Origin of the sequence: Gimesia aquarii, assembly GCF_007748195.1 — a bacterium.
Lineage (GTDB): Bacteria > Planctomycetota > Planctomycetia > Planctomycetales > Planctomycetaceae > Gimesia > Gimesia aquarii.
In genome coordinates, this window is record NZ_CP037920.1 from 1664465 (window position 1) to 1681481 (window position 17017).

General features: G+C 45.9%; 9 protein-coding genes and 1 other RNA gene. 4 read left to right on the forward strand and 6 right to left on the reverse strand.

What is annotated here, in order from left to right:
- Positions 1-180 precede the first annotated feature (180 nt).
- Entirely contained in the window at positions 181-3324 is a 3144-nt protein-coding gene (locus tag V144x_RS06860) for a tetratricopeptide repeat protein (protein ID WP_144983314.1), read from the forward strand.
- A 7-nt stretch (positions 3325-3331) separates the two neighbouring features.
- Here V144x_RS06860 and V144x_RS06865 read toward each other — a convergent pair whose 3' ends face one another.
- From V144x_RS06865 to V144x_RS06875, 3 genes are read right to left on the reverse strand one after another with little or no spacing between them, the layout of a single operon-like run.
- Positions 3332-3640, reverse strand: coding sequence for a putative quinol monooxygenase (locus tag V144x_RS06865; protein WP_144983317.1), 309 nt, complete (start codon positions 3638-3640; stop codon positions 3332-3334).
- 23 nt (positions 3641-3663) lie between these two features.
- Positions 3664-4059 (reverse strand): thioesterase family protein, encoded by a 396-nt coding sequence (locus tag V144x_RS06870; protein WP_144983320.1) that lies wholly within the window; start codon positions 4057-4059, stop codon positions 3664-3666.
- Between the two features lie 26 nt (positions 4060-4085).
- The gene (locus tag V144x_RS06875; RefSeq protein ID WP_144983323.1) at positions 4086-7826 is read right to left on the reverse strand and encodes a S8/S53 family peptidase; all 3741 of its coding nucleotides are present in this window, start codon (positions 7824-7826) and stop codon (positions 4086-4088) included.
- Between the two features lie 366 nt (positions 7827-8192).
- Here V144x_RS06875 and V144x_RS06880 point away from each other — a divergent pair, with 366 nt between their 5' ends.
- The 3 genes from V144x_RS06880 to V144x_RS06890 all read left to right on the forward strand — a co-directional run bounded on the left by V144x_RS06880 (position 8193) and on the right by V144x_RS06890 (position 11762).
- Positions 8193-8498 carry a hypothetical protein gene (locus V144x_RS06880; RefSeq protein WP_144983326.1) on the forward strand — a complete coding sequence of 102 codons (306 nt, stop codon included), beginning with the start codon at positions 8193-8195 and terminating at the stop codon, positions 8496-8498.
- A 213-nt stretch (positions 8499-8711) separates the two neighbouring features.
- Positions 8712-10448 carry a SulP family inorganic anion transporter gene (locus V144x_RS06885; RefSeq protein WP_197998798.1) on the forward strand — a complete coding sequence of 579 codons (1737 nt, stop codon included), beginning with the start codon at positions 8712-8714 and terminating at the stop codon, positions 10446-10448.
- A 669-nt stretch (positions 10449-11117) separates the two neighbouring features.
- Entirely contained in the window at positions 11118-11762 is a 645-nt protein-coding gene (locus tag V144x_RS06890) for a hypothetical protein (protein ID WP_144983332.1), read from the forward strand.
- A gap of 26 nt (positions 11763-11788) precedes the next feature.
- On the opposite strand, the gene V144x_RS06895 is transcribed toward V144x_RS06890, so the two are convergent.
- From V144x_RS06895 to V144x_RS06905, 3 genes are all read right to left on the reverse strand, one after another.
- On the reverse strand, positions 11789-13126 hold the full coding sequence (locus V144x_RS06895) for a replication-associated recombination protein A (protein ID WP_144983334.1): 1338 nt from the start codon (positions 13124-13126) through the stop codon (positions 11789-11791).
- A gap of 3 nt (positions 13127-13129) precedes the next feature.
- Positions 13130-13311, reverse strand: a non-coding RNA gene (gene ssrS / locus V144x_RS06900) — 6S RNA.
- 97 nt (positions 13312-13408) lie between these two features.
- The gene (locus V144x_RS06905; RefSeq protein WP_232102742.1) at positions 13409-16684 is read right to left on the reverse strand and encodes a PVC-type heme-binding CxxCH protein; all 3276 of its coding nucleotides are present in this window, start codon (positions 16682-16684) and stop codon (positions 13409-13411) included.
- Between the last annotated feature and the right edge of the window lie 333 nt (positions 16685-17017).

Below are 17017 nucleotides of genomic sequence, written 5' to 3' on the forward strand. Positions count from 1 at the left end.
TCGTAAAAGAGGCAGGGAGAGTTTGTTTAAATTGATCATTCTCAGAGGATTAGATTGATCTTAAGTAGATCCTGATTATTACTGGTTTTGGCTGGACAACTTGTAGTGAGACCGGCCAAAATTAGACTCCATGTGTTGTTCTCTCATCTTCCATTCCTGTTTCAGATCCAGAGTATATCCGTGAACGATAATCCAGACAAAGATTTGCCTGAAGACAACACTACCGATCCGACTGAGTCAACCTCTGAAGAAAATTCCATTCCTGAAGAGGCAAATGAAAAACAGGAAACCGTTGCAGGCCAGCCAGATTCTGGAACAGAGCAAACATCTGAGAGCGACGAAGGGCTTCCAGAGTGGGAGCCATTAACACCTGAACTGGTTGAAGATGAGGCAATCCGTGGCGATTTTATGTTGCGTTGGGCTGCCATTTTATTGGCTTGTTTATTTGCCGCCACGATTATTTCAGAAACACAGACTCTGGTGCACGTCAAAACAGGGCAATATTTAGTCAGCCATGGATTCTGGCCTCCTGCAACCGACGTGTTTTCATATACCGCTATGGATCGCCCCTGGAATAACAATTCCTGGTTGTTCGATTTAACGCTTTCCGGTGTGTATGGCGTTTTAGGCGATACTGGTTTGAGTTTGTTTAAGATTCTTTTACTGGGCATCACTTTTTATGTCATTGTGCATCTTTGTCAGCGGGAGATTTCCACCTGGTGGGGTTCCATTCTCGCTGTGCTGGCATTGATTGCCTGTTTTCCTCAGCTCACAGTCACTCCGGAAATCATTACAATTCTGGGTGTGGTGCTTACATTACGTTGCCTGCAGTCCTGGCAGGAACAAAATTCCTCTCGTGCTCTCTGGACTTTGGTTCCACTTTTTTTAGTGTGGGCCAATTTTGATTCTCGCGTCTTTCTCGGGGTCCTGTTACTGCTGCTATACGTCTTGGGAGAGACTGTTGCGACGATAATGAATCGGTCTGTCTTAAATGATGACACCGATTATCAAGCTTTGTGGATGGTCTTCGGGGGCAGTCTGGTTGCCACATTGCTGAATCCAACAGGCTGGCATTCACTGACAGCAGGGATAACATATTACACCGTTGATTATCCCATTCTGCGCTCCATGTTTGCGGGTACCCTACGGCCGGAAGAGCTTGGTTATTTCTCAATGACATCTCCGATGTTCTGGCAGTCTCTTAATCACTATACCGTTGCTGCTTTTATTTTGATCTTACTTACCTTTGTCAGCTTTATACTCAATCAGGCGAAGATGAGCTGGGGGCAATTGTTTGTATTTGTCGGGTTTTGTGGAATGTCGATTCTGGCCAGCCATGAGCTCGTGGTGACGAGTGTTATCTGTGCCATCTTTGCGAATATGAATTTTCAAGTCTGGTATCGAGATAATTTTCGCCAGACTTATAGCGTGGAAACATCCGAGCTTTTGTTTTCGCGAGGCGGACGTGCCTTAACAGTACTGACGTTTTTTGCACTGGCCTATTTTGTGGTCAGCGGTCGATTTCAAGGGCAGGCTTCAGTGCGGCATGCAGTCGGTATGGGATTCAGCCCTGCACTCAACCGATCCATCGAGGGTTATCGCAGTGCTCTCGCTGATTCTTTAGATGATCGACCGTTTCATTTTGTGTTGGGGCAAGGTGATATTTTAATCTGGCTGGGTCAGAAGTCATTCATCGATAATCGTATCTCTTTATTTGCAGGAACGGGCGAAAATGACCTGATCGATTTGCATGATAAAACACGGCGGGCATTGCGAGTTCAACGTGAAGGACAACCGGGAAGTGGAAATTCGGAGGTGTGGAAAAAGACCTTCGATCAATTTGAGGTTACTCATGTTATTCCGCGCTTATCAGGTATGAATCCTGATTACCGTACGTTTTATGATTTACTCGCGAATCGGGACGATTGGCAGTTAATTGATTTGAATGCTGTCACAGCCGTCTTTTATCGCACAGATACGAATGACAAAAATGTGGAAGCCTTCCTGGCTGACCATCCATTTGATTTCAAACAACGAGCATTTCGCGATCAAAAAGACTTCCCGGACTTGCGGCCTGACTGGGCGCGGCCAAAATCGTTCTACAGCCGTTATTTTTTGCCACAAACACATACTGTGGAGAATGATGTTCAAACGGCCCGTCATTACCTGGGTCTCATGTCACTGACGGGCAATAACCATGAAATGGCATCAAGCTTTGCCATTCTTGCGATTCAATTGGCGAACCAGGGTTTGATCGAAAACCCCAATAGTGCCGAAGCTTATCGAATACTCGGTAGCGCTTACGGATATCTGGCAAGTCTCGAATCACAGTTAATGGCACCTCCGGTAGCTCGAAATCAGCAGAGACAAGCGGTGAGAATTGACCGCATGCGTTATTTTCAAATCTTGCATGCCTATCATCAGTCATTGATTATTGATCCTGATTTTGCTCCGACGCATCTCTTCCTGTTTGACCTCTATTCAAACATGGGGAAGATCGATCTGGCACATCATGAATTAAAAACGTACCTCGATATGATAGATGGACAGGAACAATTCACAGACGATGATTTCGCGCGGCTCCGGGCTTATACCGATCATCTGGAAAAACTCAAAACTCAGATCGACCTGATTACGCAGGAACAAGAGAAGCTGCTTGCGGAAGGTACAGACCGTCTACAATTGGCCAGTCAGGCTTACCAGAATGGATTTGTATTATTGGCGAAGCGTCATCTGGATGATCCCGTTTATGTTGCACAAAACCCACTTGCACAAAACTTGAAAGCAAGCATTCTGATGGAAGTGGGACAACCTGAAGAAGCACATTCTCAAATGGCACAACTGGAAAGTCTTGCACAAAAAGATCCTCGAATTCCCTGGCGTGCACAGGCCGCATTTACCAATTTGGGAAATGGAAACTATCGGACCTGCTTCGATTTGTGGCTACAGGAAATTAGAACGCAAGAAGAAGCACGGGTCGCTGGTTTACTGCAAACTCTGCCTTTGATTCAGCCTGCTTCCAATAGCTTTTGGCCGACTCAGCATGCTGTTTCGATTATGAACTACCTATACGGGCTTTCTCAGCAGCAAGCGCCGCTTAAGCTGAACCTTGCCAAGTGTAAAATCGAAACAGGGCAACCTGAAGATGCCGTTACAATTTTACGCGAAATCATCGAAGAACAGTCAGACAGTCCTTATCGACCAATCGTTCGCTTCTATCTCTATCAGATCACTGGTGAGTTGATCCCGCTTCAGCCAGACGTCCCCGCCGGACAGTCTGAACCTGAGCAAGACGAACAGCCCTTAGTGGCTCCCAAACCTTAACGGCCATTCAGGCAGGCTTCAGGATTTTGATCGTAGTTCCTTTCACCAGATCAGCAACCTGCTCCCGATAAGCCTGCATATGCGGTGCGGCGAGATGTGCTTTGAGTGTCTCCACACTTTCCCACTTTTCCATGACCGTAACAATCTGATCGCCATTCTTGGCTTGGATGGGGATATCTGTATCTTCGTCGACGGCTGGCCCATATTCAATGCAGCCTTCTTCAGCCAGGACCTGTGGGACTAATTGACGAAAGGCTTCCAAAAAGGCAGCCTGTTTTCCTTCTGCTAATTCAATATTCGCAATGACAAAAATCATTTCATTACCCTCTCAGTAGAAGTCTAGTTGGTTGTTTTTAAGCGTTTGACTAACTGGCTGGCTTTGATGATACGTCGTGAATGAACTCCCTTCGCGATCTTTTCCTGACCTGCATATGCTTCAACATTGAAGCGATACACGGGGGCATCCTGATAGATGAGTCTGGCCGTGCAACTTACAGTGGCGCCAATGGGAGTCGGAGCCAAGTGCTCCACATCCACATGAGTTCCAACACTCAGAGACTGATCATCAAGCCATGGTTCCAGAAATTGTAACGCGGCTTGCTCCAGAAACCAAATCAGAGACGGCGTTGATAAGACCGAAATCTCTGATTCGTGAGTGAAAGTAATCGCGTGACTTTGTTGCACTTCAAAGGTAATTGTTTTCAATGAGCCAGTTCGCGGAGGCTGATCTAACATCAAAGATCTCACTTCTACATCAAGGCCTATTGTGAAATTTCAATCGGGATCGAATCGGAAATTCTGGAATCACTGGTGGAAATACTGATGCTCGAGCGAATGAGTTGTTTTGCCAGGGTTGATTTCACATCTGGAGTCACTGTCACAGGAAGCGTGACTTTGATTTTCGACACACCACCAATTTTTGTGGGGATTTCCAGAGTCGCCTGTGAGGGACTGCTGTGAGATGTTTTCGCAGCCGAGGCATCAATCAACTTTTTGGGAGCTTTGATCTTCAGGATGTAAACATCCGGTCTGCCAACGGGTAGAATGCTGAGTTGGAACGCGCCTTCCATCTTTACAGGAATTCCCGGGAAGTAAGCATCGAGCGTGATCGTCCCTTGGCTCTGCTTCAAACCTTCGTCAAAGGGGACTGTAAAGAAAGTATCGACCGCCGCATACAGTGTTTCATAAGGTTTACCAGGTTCTGGCCGAGGAATGTTATTAAACGATTTTCCGCGACCTGCGAACGATCCCTTATAAGCTTGAACCATTTTGCCATCGGGACCTTTTTTATACAGGCGATGATCAATACGCCCGCTAAAACCTTTGTATTTTTTATCATCGGGTGGAAATGTCAGCCGCACACTGGTTGTTTTAGATTCTCCACTTTCCGGTCGCCAGTAAGGTATATCAAGTTTGCGGAAGGTGCGATAATTGGCCAGAATCGGGAATTTCTCCTGCGGTACCACCCGTGTCAGTCCCCCCAGACTGGCACTCATACTTCGCACTTGCCCTGAGGAGTTTAAGAACGTAACCAGCTTCTCAGATTCTCTCCCGGAATCAACAGTCGAAATCGCGAGTTTATCGTTTGAAGCATTGAAGCGTTGGGCTTCAATCAGAAGGTCATACTTGGACTCATTGAGCCAGTTACCACTGTAGGTACTGACGACAACTTCATGGATCCCCTCTTCTTTTGTTTTCACAGTCAGACTGGCATTTGACCTGTCGCCTCCCAGCTGTGCTGTTTGCTGAATCACGCGATAGCCAATTTCTTTGCCATCCGGATTAAACACACTGACCAACAAACGTCCTGAACTTTGCGCTTCAAATCCGAGCATGACAGACAGACTGCTATCGCGTCGTGTGATGGCAATCGGATAACGGTGATAAGCACCGGCTGAGATTGTTTGCTGTGGTACCACAAACGCGGCAACACGGTCAGAATCTCGCAGAGCGATACCAGGAAGATTCACTTCTGTTTGAAGATCAGATAATTCAATAGGCTTATGAACGACGTCCAGGAAACTGAATTCCCGTTCGCCATGCTGTGAAACCGTATAATAAGCTAGATAAGTTTTCCCGGTTTCCATTAACTCACGTTTACGAGTACTATAAAAATAGGATTTACTGCTGTTCGAGAGCACAAGAGAGATCTGATTTCCCTGTGCTTCTTCTTTACCTGGCAAAGCAATAGAAAAAGGAATTTTTTCTTTATTCCCGTTTACATCCAGAGTAGTCACAGTGCCATCACTGTTTTGAATTTCCACTTTTTCCAGTTTCACAATGGCAGGTGTATTCTTTAGTAACAGGCTTCCACGATCAGAAACTTCACCATCGATATTCAGATCCAGGTCGACTTTTTTGTGAGCGGCAATGTTATTGGATCGGTCATAAAGTCGATTAAATTTCGAATAGCGATTGATACTGAATTCTGCAGTTTGTGTTTTGGGATTCACCGTTAAATTGGCCAGCCTCAGGAATTCTGGATAGGCTTTGTCGATGTCTATGAGACCCGCCCCCTGTTGGGCATAGGTAAATCCTTTCATACGCATCGCTGAATTTTCTAAAGCGAGTCGCATGCTCAAGGCCAATGATGTGAGTGAGTATTTACTGTCTGACGATTTCTTTCGAATGGCCTGGATTTTTTGTTTTTGTCGCTCCAGCACTTTTTCATATGCTTTATCCGCTTTAACCAATGATAACATGGCCGCGGCTGCACCAGCGGCAATGGGGGAGGACATACTGGTTCCATTAAACATACTCGATCCATCTGAATTCAAAGGGGTCGATGAAAGCGCAGAACCAGGGGCAACCACATTCGGACGCATTTCTCCTGTGTAAGACGGGCCTAATGAGGAAAAGTAAAGTAAGCCGTGTTCGGGAGCATTCACTCCCTCCGCCAGACGATAATGTTCTCTTAATGTGTTGGCAGAAACATGAGCACCCACAAACACAGCGGGGCTGGAGCCTGCCAGGCCGTTGATCGTTCGATAACCCGGACCATCATTCGATGCGGATACGAAAAATGTTGTGCCGAACTTTGCTGATAAATCCTGAATGAGGATACTCAACGGTCGTTTAAGATAACCTTCGTGACTTCCCAGAGAGATATTTACAACATCGGGGACATAACCTTCGGGATTAAAGAAGGCCGCGATGATACCACGAATAATCGCCTGATCGGTACAGCTGCGTCCCGAACAGACCTTAATAGACATCAGTTCCGCTTTGGGGGCAGCGCCTTCAATTTGTACTCCACTACCGGCAACGATCCCAGCGACGTGTGTGCCATGCGACTGTTGATCGAAGGCAATCGTGATTTCTGTGACTTGTTTTTTTGCATCAGGGCGGAATAACAAGGGATAAGCGATGCGTTTGGTTCGAGAAGGAAATTCCAGCATCGTTTGATAAGGAACTTTCAGACCGTCTCTTTGCATTTTCCGTGCGGTATTGAAATCGATGATTGGTGTCTTGGCTTCCTCTTTGCTGAATTTGCCATCCATGTCGACATCAACGAAAGCCAGTGTGTATTCTTTGGGCAGATCTCGTTTTTCGAGATCCGGTTTTTTAGCAACCAACGGCGCGTCTTTGTCGGTCTCTTTTTTCTCTGTACTTGCCTTTTTCTTTTCTTCTTCCTTCTTCTCTGCTTCTTTCTTGAAGACCGGATTGGGGATTGAGCCAACGACGACCATTAATTTATCGTCTTTGGTTCCATTTCGATTGATATCGACACCTTCTTTACCGAGGGTGGTCCAAATATCTCCTTGCTGAAATCCAAGCTTTTTCTCATCAATATAACCAAAGAAAACATAGTCGTTCTCTTTAATTGTCTCCGGAAGGGCGATGAATTTACGGGGCTCAATTTCAATTTTTCCATCCAGTTGACGCAGACGGGTTAATTTCATACGGCCCTCACGTGTGGCATCGTTCCAGAAAATGACACGATCCTGAAATACAGGATGAGTGGTATCAATGCCTGTATCGATAATCGCGACAATGGTACCTTCACCCAGACCTTTGCCGGCGACACGTTTTCTCAGCGCTGGAATTTTGATGTCATCCAGTGGAACATATAGTGAGTCAAAATCTGCTTCCGGAGCAGCTTTTAGTTCAGTGACTTTTGTGCCTGTTACTTCCGGTTCCGCCTGAGGAACAATTTTTTCCGGTATAATTTCTTCCATCACACCTGAAGGAAGTTTGAGTGAATCGATGAATTTTTTATCGTTCAGTTTACTTGGCGGAAGGTTCACAACCAGAAAGGGAATGTCGTTTCCGATACCCAGATTGGGATCGTAGACAACTTTGCCACCTGCTTTAGTAATCAGTGTTGCGGTTCGTCTGACATCGTTAACACGTAACAACAAGGTGAGTTCGGGAGAGCAATCACATAATTCCTGTTTCATTGATTGCGCAGGTGCATCTTGTTGACTTAAATGGATGCAACAGGTCACGATTGCGATGATCAGAGAGAAACGTATCAAACTACGACAATTTAAAATATTCATCAGATCCTCAAGCTTTCGAGATCCAGGACCTGTGGCCCCGTATGATATCTAAATATGAGTGATTTCAAGAAGTTAGGTAGGCAAACATGCTTTAAATAATTTTTAACATGTTAGATTGCTCTAAACGGTAAGATCTTCCTATCAGTCCATCTTTTAATATATGACATATTCTGTTGATGCTACTCATATTCTCACATGACAGCAAACCAATGTGAATGCTGGTGAGCAAGGAAAATATGATTTAGTGATGACTTAGAAAGAACTTAGAAGATCTGACATCCAAATGAACGAAACAGACCTCACACTTTTAAGTTAGGTCATAAACCCATCATTGACAAAGCAATAAACGGAAAATAGTATCCAGACATGTTTCAATATGCCCGCCAATCATTGTTATTCGCCTTTTGTACAGTGTTTATGCTGGACATGGCTTTTCTACTGGGCGGGCCGATTCTCGTTGAGTTTCCTGAGTCGAATCCAGATTGGCTCTATTCTGAGTTGGAGCTGGAAGAAAGTGAAGACTCTGGTGAAGAAGAGACTCTGATCCAGGATCTCAAATTCTCGACAGAGATTTCGCTAACGAATCCCCGAATTCAAAATGCTGTTTTCAGTTGCAAAGAATCGGATCGTTATGAAAGGCGTGATTCCCGGGGACCTCCTGTCACCTGCTAAGGAATGCTTGTTTTTCCCAGCATTCAGCCGCTTTTAGTGCTCACTGATTTTTCTGCTGCGCTTTTTTAGACACGGTTTTCGATCATTGCAGATCTGGCTTTGATTACTAATCGTAGTTCTACCCAATAATTGCGCTGACTTCTCGTGAGCATTGTCTTCTTCTTTTCTTATCTGAGATCTATTTACAGACTCATTAATATATGGATGACTTTCATGTCACAAAATAATTCAATCCAAACAAAGTTTAATCTAAAACGTTATCTCGGTGAATTTAATCCCTGGCATAACATCAAAATCATGCATACGAATGTGCCGAACGATATTCTGTCTGGTATTACGGTTGCAGTGATCGCAATGCCGCTGGCATTGGCATTTGGTGTTGCCTCTGGTTTAGGGGCTGAAGCCGGCATGTGGGCTGCAATTTGTGGAGGGATCCTCGTTGGGTTATTTGGAGGCTCCCATACGGGGGTCAGCGGTCCTACCGGACCCAAAGTGGTTCAGCTGGCGGCAATTATTGCAGCCACCAAACTGGTATCTGGAGAACCTGACATCGGATTTGCGATGTCAATGGTCTTTTTAAGCGGTCTGGTATGTATCGCGTTGGCATTAATGAAAATTGGCCGCTTCATCTATTACACACCTTACTCAGTCGTCTCTGGATTTATGTGTGGAATCGGTGTCATCATTATCCTGCTTGAAATTCGGCCTATGCTGGGTTTTGCCACGCCGAACTCAGTGATGGGAGCCATTAAGCAGATTCCCTATGATATCATGCATGAAAAACCGCATGCATTGATTGTTTCGTTAGCCACATTTTTTACGATTTTGCTCTGGCCTCGTATTACTAAGAAACAATGGTTGCCGGCACCCCTGTTAGGCTTAATTGTAGGCACGAGTATCGCACATTTCTTTCACTTCAATGACATTGAGTATATTTCCTCGATGCCCGTTGGTATGCCGCATTTATACTGGCCTGATTTTTCTCGGTTTGGCGATATGATAGGTGGTGCGTTTGCTTTGGCCGGACTTTGTATTTTTGATTCCCTGTTGACTTGTCTGGTTGCAGATAACATGACGAATGAGCGGCATAACAGTGACCGTGAAATCTTTGGGCAGGGGATTGCTAATATGGCCTGTGGAGTTGTGGGGGGCGTGACCACTGCGACTGCTACCATGCGAACGGTTGCCAATATCAAGTGTGGAGGAAAAACGGGCTTAGCTTCGATTGTTCATGGTCTTGTGCTCTTGGCGTTGATGCTTGGTTTAGCACCTTATGCCAGCTTTATTCCGATGGCCTGTCTGGCGGGGATCTTACTCAAAGTGGGCATGGACATCATCGATTACCGCGTGTTGCCAGTGTTGCACCGCATGCCTTTTATGGACTCAATCTGTTTCTGGGCCGTCTTGATTCTTACGATTTCGGTTGATTTACTGGTAGCTATGGGGGTCGGGATCACAATTGCCTTCGTGCGTATCGTGCACGAACTGGGGCAGGCTTATGAGCAGAATGTGGTGAACCTCAATGAAGTCAATCGTCCCTTGCCCGGCGATGTTCCTATGCCGGAAGAACTCAAGAAAAAGGTTCTCAAGTTACGCCTGGAAGGTCCTCTTTTCTTTGGTGTCTCAGATACGATCTACCGCGCCTCTTCTGCATTAGTTGATTACAAATATCTGATAATCCGGATGGCCCGTGTCCCGATGGTAGATATGTCGGGGGCTTATTTACTCGATGATATTGTTGAAAAGGCCCATCAGCAGGGAGCGATCGTGTTCTTCACAGGCTTGAAACCACATGTGGAACGTACATTGGAACGTTTAAGGATTTTTGAAAATGTGGCTGATGGAAATTGCCTCGAAACGTTTAATGATGCAATTCTCCGAATTCAGGAAATCGAGGGAACATTATCAGCTCAACAGACGGAATGTGATACAAGGCTGAGTCAGGTTTAAGACGTATGTGGGACATCTCGTAAGAAAAATTGCTCTTCTCAATGAGCATTTTTTCTGAATTCCCTAAAAAATTTCGATCTTGAATCAACTCGATCTTTGATGTCAAACCTCAAGCTGCATTCAAAATCGATACAATCAGACTCTTGTTCTCATTGCTGAGGCAAGAGTCTGAAATGACTGGTCTCTCAATACTATTGATTCCAAGCGGTTACAAAGTGGGATGAGTTGGTCAATGCCTGTTATAGCAATTTGTATTTTGGGTACAATTTGAGATCTGCGCTGCGTTTCTGACTTAATGACACTTCTGAATTACTGTTTGATGCAGATTCAAAATTGCGCCAATGCATAAAATTGGTGCCAGTGATGTTGAGCTGTAACGGTTATAACAATCAGTGACAGATTGCTAATTAAGTGATTTGCGCTAACTATGTTTTTGTGAGTAATTTAGGCCTTGTTTTACAGTGTTAAGCAAGACTCATGCACTTTAATCGATCCCTGAAATTTCAGGGTTTTTTCAAAACTTTTTTATTGTGTTTGGGATACCTCTCTGGCAAAGTGATATCTGTCACAAACAATATGTAACTGACTTCATGACAGTGTTTGACGTATTTTCATTTTCCCTGCATGAACTTTTTGAGATTCACAACTTTTGCCATAGCGACTAAAAACATGCTTACCATTTCAAAAGACATCTTGCCGCAGACATTCCTGAGCTACATTGCTTTCCGAATTGCATTTATGGATACGCTGGAGCGAATTGCTCTGGCAAAGCAAGTGGGAGATGATCCGTTTGAATCCTTTGGTTATCTGACGGAAGTACCCTTTCTGCGAAGCGTTCCTCCGCATGTTCAATTGGATTTGTTATCCGTAACCTGGGCCAAGCATCTTTCCAATGAACGCATTGAAGGTGATCTCGTTGATGAGAGTGTGGTCTACGCCGTATGTGAATCTGCAGCTCGTATTATAGATGAGCAACCAGAGGAAGCACGCCGTTACCTTGAAGGCGGACCGTTGGATGTGCATATTGCCATTGATCATTTTCTGTCTTCAGAAGTTCGAAATTTACATTTGAATTTATCGAATGAAGGTGACTTTTTACTAATTAGTCAATTTCAGGATATGCCTCCCGAAGAAGCGACACCCATGAAAGAAGAATTCGGGATTGAAGAAGAGGCAATTGAGCCGATGTTTGATGTACTCATGCAATGGTATATGTCGGTTGATTTCATGCCGAACCTGGAAGGATTATTACAAGAGCGGGAAGTTGCCAAAGCGATCACGATTGTAGGTTTGAAACAGCAACCGTTGTGCTGAGCGGTTGATGTGAGTCAGAGGGGGGATCAGGAACGGTTGTTATCATCCGTTCCTGTTTTTTTTCGTCTTTGCTTGAAAACTTCAAGTCGTTTACGAATTGTGGCTTCAAACCCTCTTTCGACCGGGCGGTAGTACTCTTTTTCGACCCCCAGATAATCCTGATCGACCCAGCCCTGTTCGGAATCATGCGCATACTGATATCCTTCGCCATGCCCTAATTGCTTGGCGCCTGAGTAGTGGCTGTCTTTCAAATAGATGGGAACAGGGATTAATGCTTTGTTTTTTACATCATGAATGGCTTCATCAATGGCAACATAAGAGGCATTTGATTTCGGTGCAGTTGCGATGTAAGTAACTGCCTGTGAGAGTAAAATGCGACCTTCGGGCATCCCGATCTTTTCGACTGCTTCAAAAGCGGATGTAGCCAGAATCAGTGCGGTTGGGTCGGCATTACCGACATCCTCGGCCGCAGCGATAACGATACGGCGCGCAAGAAACCGCGGGTCTTCTCCCGCTTCAATCATACGCGCTAACCAGTATAAGGCAGCATCCGGGTCACTGCCTCTCATGCTTTTGATCAACGCACTGGCAGAATCATAGTGTGCATCTCCGTCCTGATCATATTGAACGGCTTTTTTTTGAATCGATTCCTGAGCGACCTCCAGATCGAACACTCTTTCGCTTCCAGTGATCGAAAGCACTCCAATTTCCAGCGCGTTCAGAGACCGTCGCGCATCACCATCACAGACTTCAATTAGAAAATCCAACGCTTCCGGATCAACTGTCACGTTGTACCGGGCCAGTCCCCGTTTTTCATCGTTTAGAGCGCGTTCCATTAACTGTCGCACGTCTTCAGAAGTCAAAGGTTGAAACTCAAAGATCTGACTGCGGCTGATTAAAGCAGAAACGAGCGAAAAAAATGGATTCGACGTCGTCGCACCGATTAAAGAAACGATACCCGTTTCCACATCAGGCAACAGGACATCCTGTTGGACTTTACTAAAGTGATGCAACTCATCGATGAACAAAATAGTTTGCTTTCCACCTGTTGCCAGTTCGTCGCGTGCTCGATCCAGCGCGGCACGAACTTCCTTAATTCCAGCAGAGGCGGCGTTCAACGCTTCAAAACGGCGGTGAGATTGCTGAGCGATTAACTCGGCCAGAGAGGTTTTTCCAGTTCCCGGAGCACCATAAAAGATAAGCGAACCGATGCGGTCTGCGGCCAGAATTCTTCGCAGGAGCTTGCCTTCACCGAGGAAATGCTGTTGGCCGGCGAATTCTTCCAGCGATTGGGGACGCATGCGGGCAGCCAACGGTTTCGCTTTTTCCAGATTGCTGGCTTCCTGTTGGTCGAACAAGCCCATAAAAAAACCTCCGCCAAGTGATTCAGACGCGGGTATATTAGAACCCGTGATTGCAAAGTGGGAACCTGATAATCCGGGTTGTGTTTCCCGGGTATACCGGGTTTACACGCAGCCGAATTTCGGGGGTTCCCAGTTTAGTGTTTGTAGGGTCAACTCACGATTTTGAATCAACATGACAGAGGTGTATTCCTCTTATTTGTTGTTTTCTTATTTTATCCAGCATCGATATTCAAAACAAGGAGGCGATTCTATAATTATTTTTTCAATTATACAATCGATCCCTTATCCCTCATGTTTCTTTGCGGTTCCTTTCTTTTTTTGTTTTTGCTGAAAAAGAAATTCGACCAGATCCCGTAAGTCGTCCTTACTGAGTTGTTTGACAATCTCATCCGGCATCGCCGATTTCCCTGCGACCCGCTCGTCGATGTCGTCTTTGTTCACGCGACTGATTGTGCCTTTCGCGTCCATGAGTACAATTTCTTTGTCCGTCTCCTTACGAATAATACCAACGATCACTTTACCATCTAACATCGCGAGGACTGCAGTTTCAAATCCTTTTGCGATTGCTTTATTCGGGGCTACAATTGCCTCCAGCAGATATCTTCGGTCTTTATCGATTCCAATCGAAGATAAATCAGGGCCGACTTCTCCTCCATTGTCATTAATCTTATGACAACGTCGGCATGAAGTATCACTGCGGCCATAAAAGATCTCACGTCCGCGTGCTGCGCTTCCACCTGCCAGTGTCTCAACATATCCGGAAATCGCATCACCCTTCGGCCGATTTGTTTCGAATTCTGCTCGCAATTGCTTTAGCTCAGTCGACTGCTTCTCCTCAGCCGCTTTCAAGAGATCTAATTGAATTTCAGAGGGAACTTCCTGTTTGACGAGTCGTTGCATCCAACGCACCAAAATCTCAGTGGCAGCAGGTGAATTCATTGTCGCCAGTGTCTGTATCGCTCCCTGCTTTTCCCTGGTTTGCCCTTTCTTGATCGCTTGTTCCAGCACGGGAAGGGCTTCATCAGGACGATGTTGAGCCAAAACGTTTCTGCCGCTCACGCGCAACTGAGGTTTGGCAGCTTTGATTGCCGTTTTCGCGACGTTGGTAATTTTCGAATAGTCGAGTTTATTAAGTGCGACTAAAGAGGCTACACGCACTTCAACGGGACGCTTCTTATCAAGGACCATCTCTGCTAACAGGGGGGCTGCTGCTTTGATGCCATAGTTTGCTGCCAGTCCGGTACTTGCTGTTTTAACTTTTTCTGAGCTTTGAAATAGATCGGGAACAATCGTACCGATAATCCCAGCCAGTTCGATCTGCTTTCGTTGCTCAAGTGGTTGCCAGCGTCCCAGCACACGATCTAAGGGTGAAGGTTCATTCCATTGATTCAATTCTTCAATTGCCTCCAGTCGCAATGGTTCGGTCATATTATTATCAGCAGCGATTTTTGCCACTTGAAGTGCGCTGTCCTTAGTACCCAATCGGAAGTTCGCATTCATCACTCGTCGCAGCAAGGCGTCGGACATATCAGAACGAATTGAAACAGCCGCCAGATCAGAGAAGGCTGAGGGGATCGGTTCATCATTAATCGCGCGGGCTGCTTCGAGTACGACCAGCGGATCAGCATCCTGTAAAAACAAACCCACTTCTTTACGTTGCAGGCGTCTGAGTGCCACAACGGCTGCTAGGCGGACCGCTGCCGATTCATTTTTTGTAGCGGCAATTAATGAATCTGCATCGCCAATGCGTGATAATGCTAGAATCGCTGCGTGCCTAAGCATCGGGTCGGTGTTGTTATTTGTCTTAAGCATTTCAAACAGGGCAGGAATTGCCGCTTCTGTTTGAAGATTTCCCAATGCAACGGCCGCAAAATATTGGACTCGGGCATTCGAATCTGATAACGACGTAATGAGCGCAGGAGCAGCAGCCTCCCAGTCTGCTTCACCTGTTACTTTGGCTGTTTGCGCGCGTACTTCACTATCGGAATCATGAAGTAGACTTTGAATGCCCGAGACAGCAGATCTCGTTTTGCGACCGAGTTGTCCGATGCCCCAGATGGCATGGAGCCGCGCTAACTGGTGTGATGAGTTTAATGCGACATTTTGCAAGGCATCAAGTGCACTTCGATCGACGAGAGCAAATTGAGCTTCGGTGCGGATTCGTTGATCAGGGTGTTCCAACAGCTTGACGAGTTCCGCGACAGAACGTTCTGAGAAACCGGTCTTCATGAGTTCTACGGAACCTGCGGCAGTGGCAGACTTGACGTGTTTAGTATCAGTAAAGCGGTAAATGCGGCCCTTACCGAGGCCGTTCCAGCCGTTAACCCAGTCGCTGATATACAGACTGCCGTCATAGCCAAAATCGACATCGGTGGCCAGAATCGACCAGATAAACTCATGCGAATCAGTCAATTCAAATGAAGCCCCCTTGGGCTTAACGGCAAAGGAACGAATACCACTACGGGATGGAGTGCCTCGGAAGTCTGCCAGAAAGAAATGATTTTTGTAACGATCAGAAAGTCCCACACCTGGATAATGAACCAGTCCAGAAGGACCATCAGACAGATTGATAATGGGCGGCACCATATAAGCCGGTTGTCCCTCATGCGCCGGATGCCAGATCTTCTCTCGGTTAAACGGTCCACGATCGCTGAGGTACTGATAATACATCCGCCAGCCTGTATCACCGCCTTCGACGACATAGACCCAGCGGGCTTGATCTCCACTGTCTGAATTATTATCACCTGTGAAGAGATTACCGTAATCGTCAAACGCAAGTTCCTGTGGATTTCGCAACCCATACGCGAATTCTTCCAGTTCGCTGCCATCTAGATTACAACGGAATACGGCGCCCGTATCTGGTCGAAACAAATGTTTGCCTTCTTTGGTTTTGATGTTATATCCGCGGTCGCCAATACTGAAATAGAGTCGGCCATCGGGCCCCATCTTCAACCCATGCGAATCGTGACCACGAAAGGCAACACGTACACCATAACCGCTGCTCAGCTTTTCCCGTAGGCTCGCTTTACCCTCGTTGGCTGTGTCACTTAGTTTCCAGAGATGGGGAATACAGGTGTAATACACGTTACCACCTCGGGCCAGCACACCGGCTCCCGTACCATCCAGGATCCCATTGAAACCATCAGCAAAAACACTGGTATAATCCGCTTTTCCGTCGTGGTTTCGATCTTCCAGCAAGCTGATACGGTCATGTTCCAGGCCATATTGATTAACTTCTTCTTTGAGATGTTTCTGAAACATTTTCAGTCGTTGTTCGACTGTTTCGAGAGCCAGGTCATCGTGCAGCCAGGTCATATGGCCGCGATTGTCCTCGACTCCTTTTCCTTGACGAAATGTCTCGGCAACGTAAAAACGTCCTTGTTCATCAATACAGAACGCTACTGGATTCGCCAATAATGGTTCTGCTGCAAACAGGCTGACGCTCATTCCTTCCGGAACTCGGAAACCTTGAATGGCCTGTTCACCTTCCTGAGATGCTTCAGCGATTGCAGGAGTGTACGGTGTTTCGCTATGAACCGTTCGAGGAGCAATTAACAATAACAAACTAGTACAAACTGAACACAAATAGTGTGAATTTGAGAGAAACAATTTCAGACAACGGGCAGGAAACAAAGTGATACTCCTCGGTGAGAATTTGATGGGACAAAAACCGTTTTTTGAATGGGAATTTATCATATCTTAACGCTCTCATTAAGCAGTTCCCACCCTGGAATTCTCCTAAATTGCCTGATCAATACAGATTTGAATTTAATCGAAATTTTTTTCCAAGCACTCGGAGTACAGGTCATTATAAACTAGTTTGTGAGTCAAAATCTGAGTAACATGAAAACAATACGCAAGACAACAAATAAAGAGCAAACTGTTCATTAA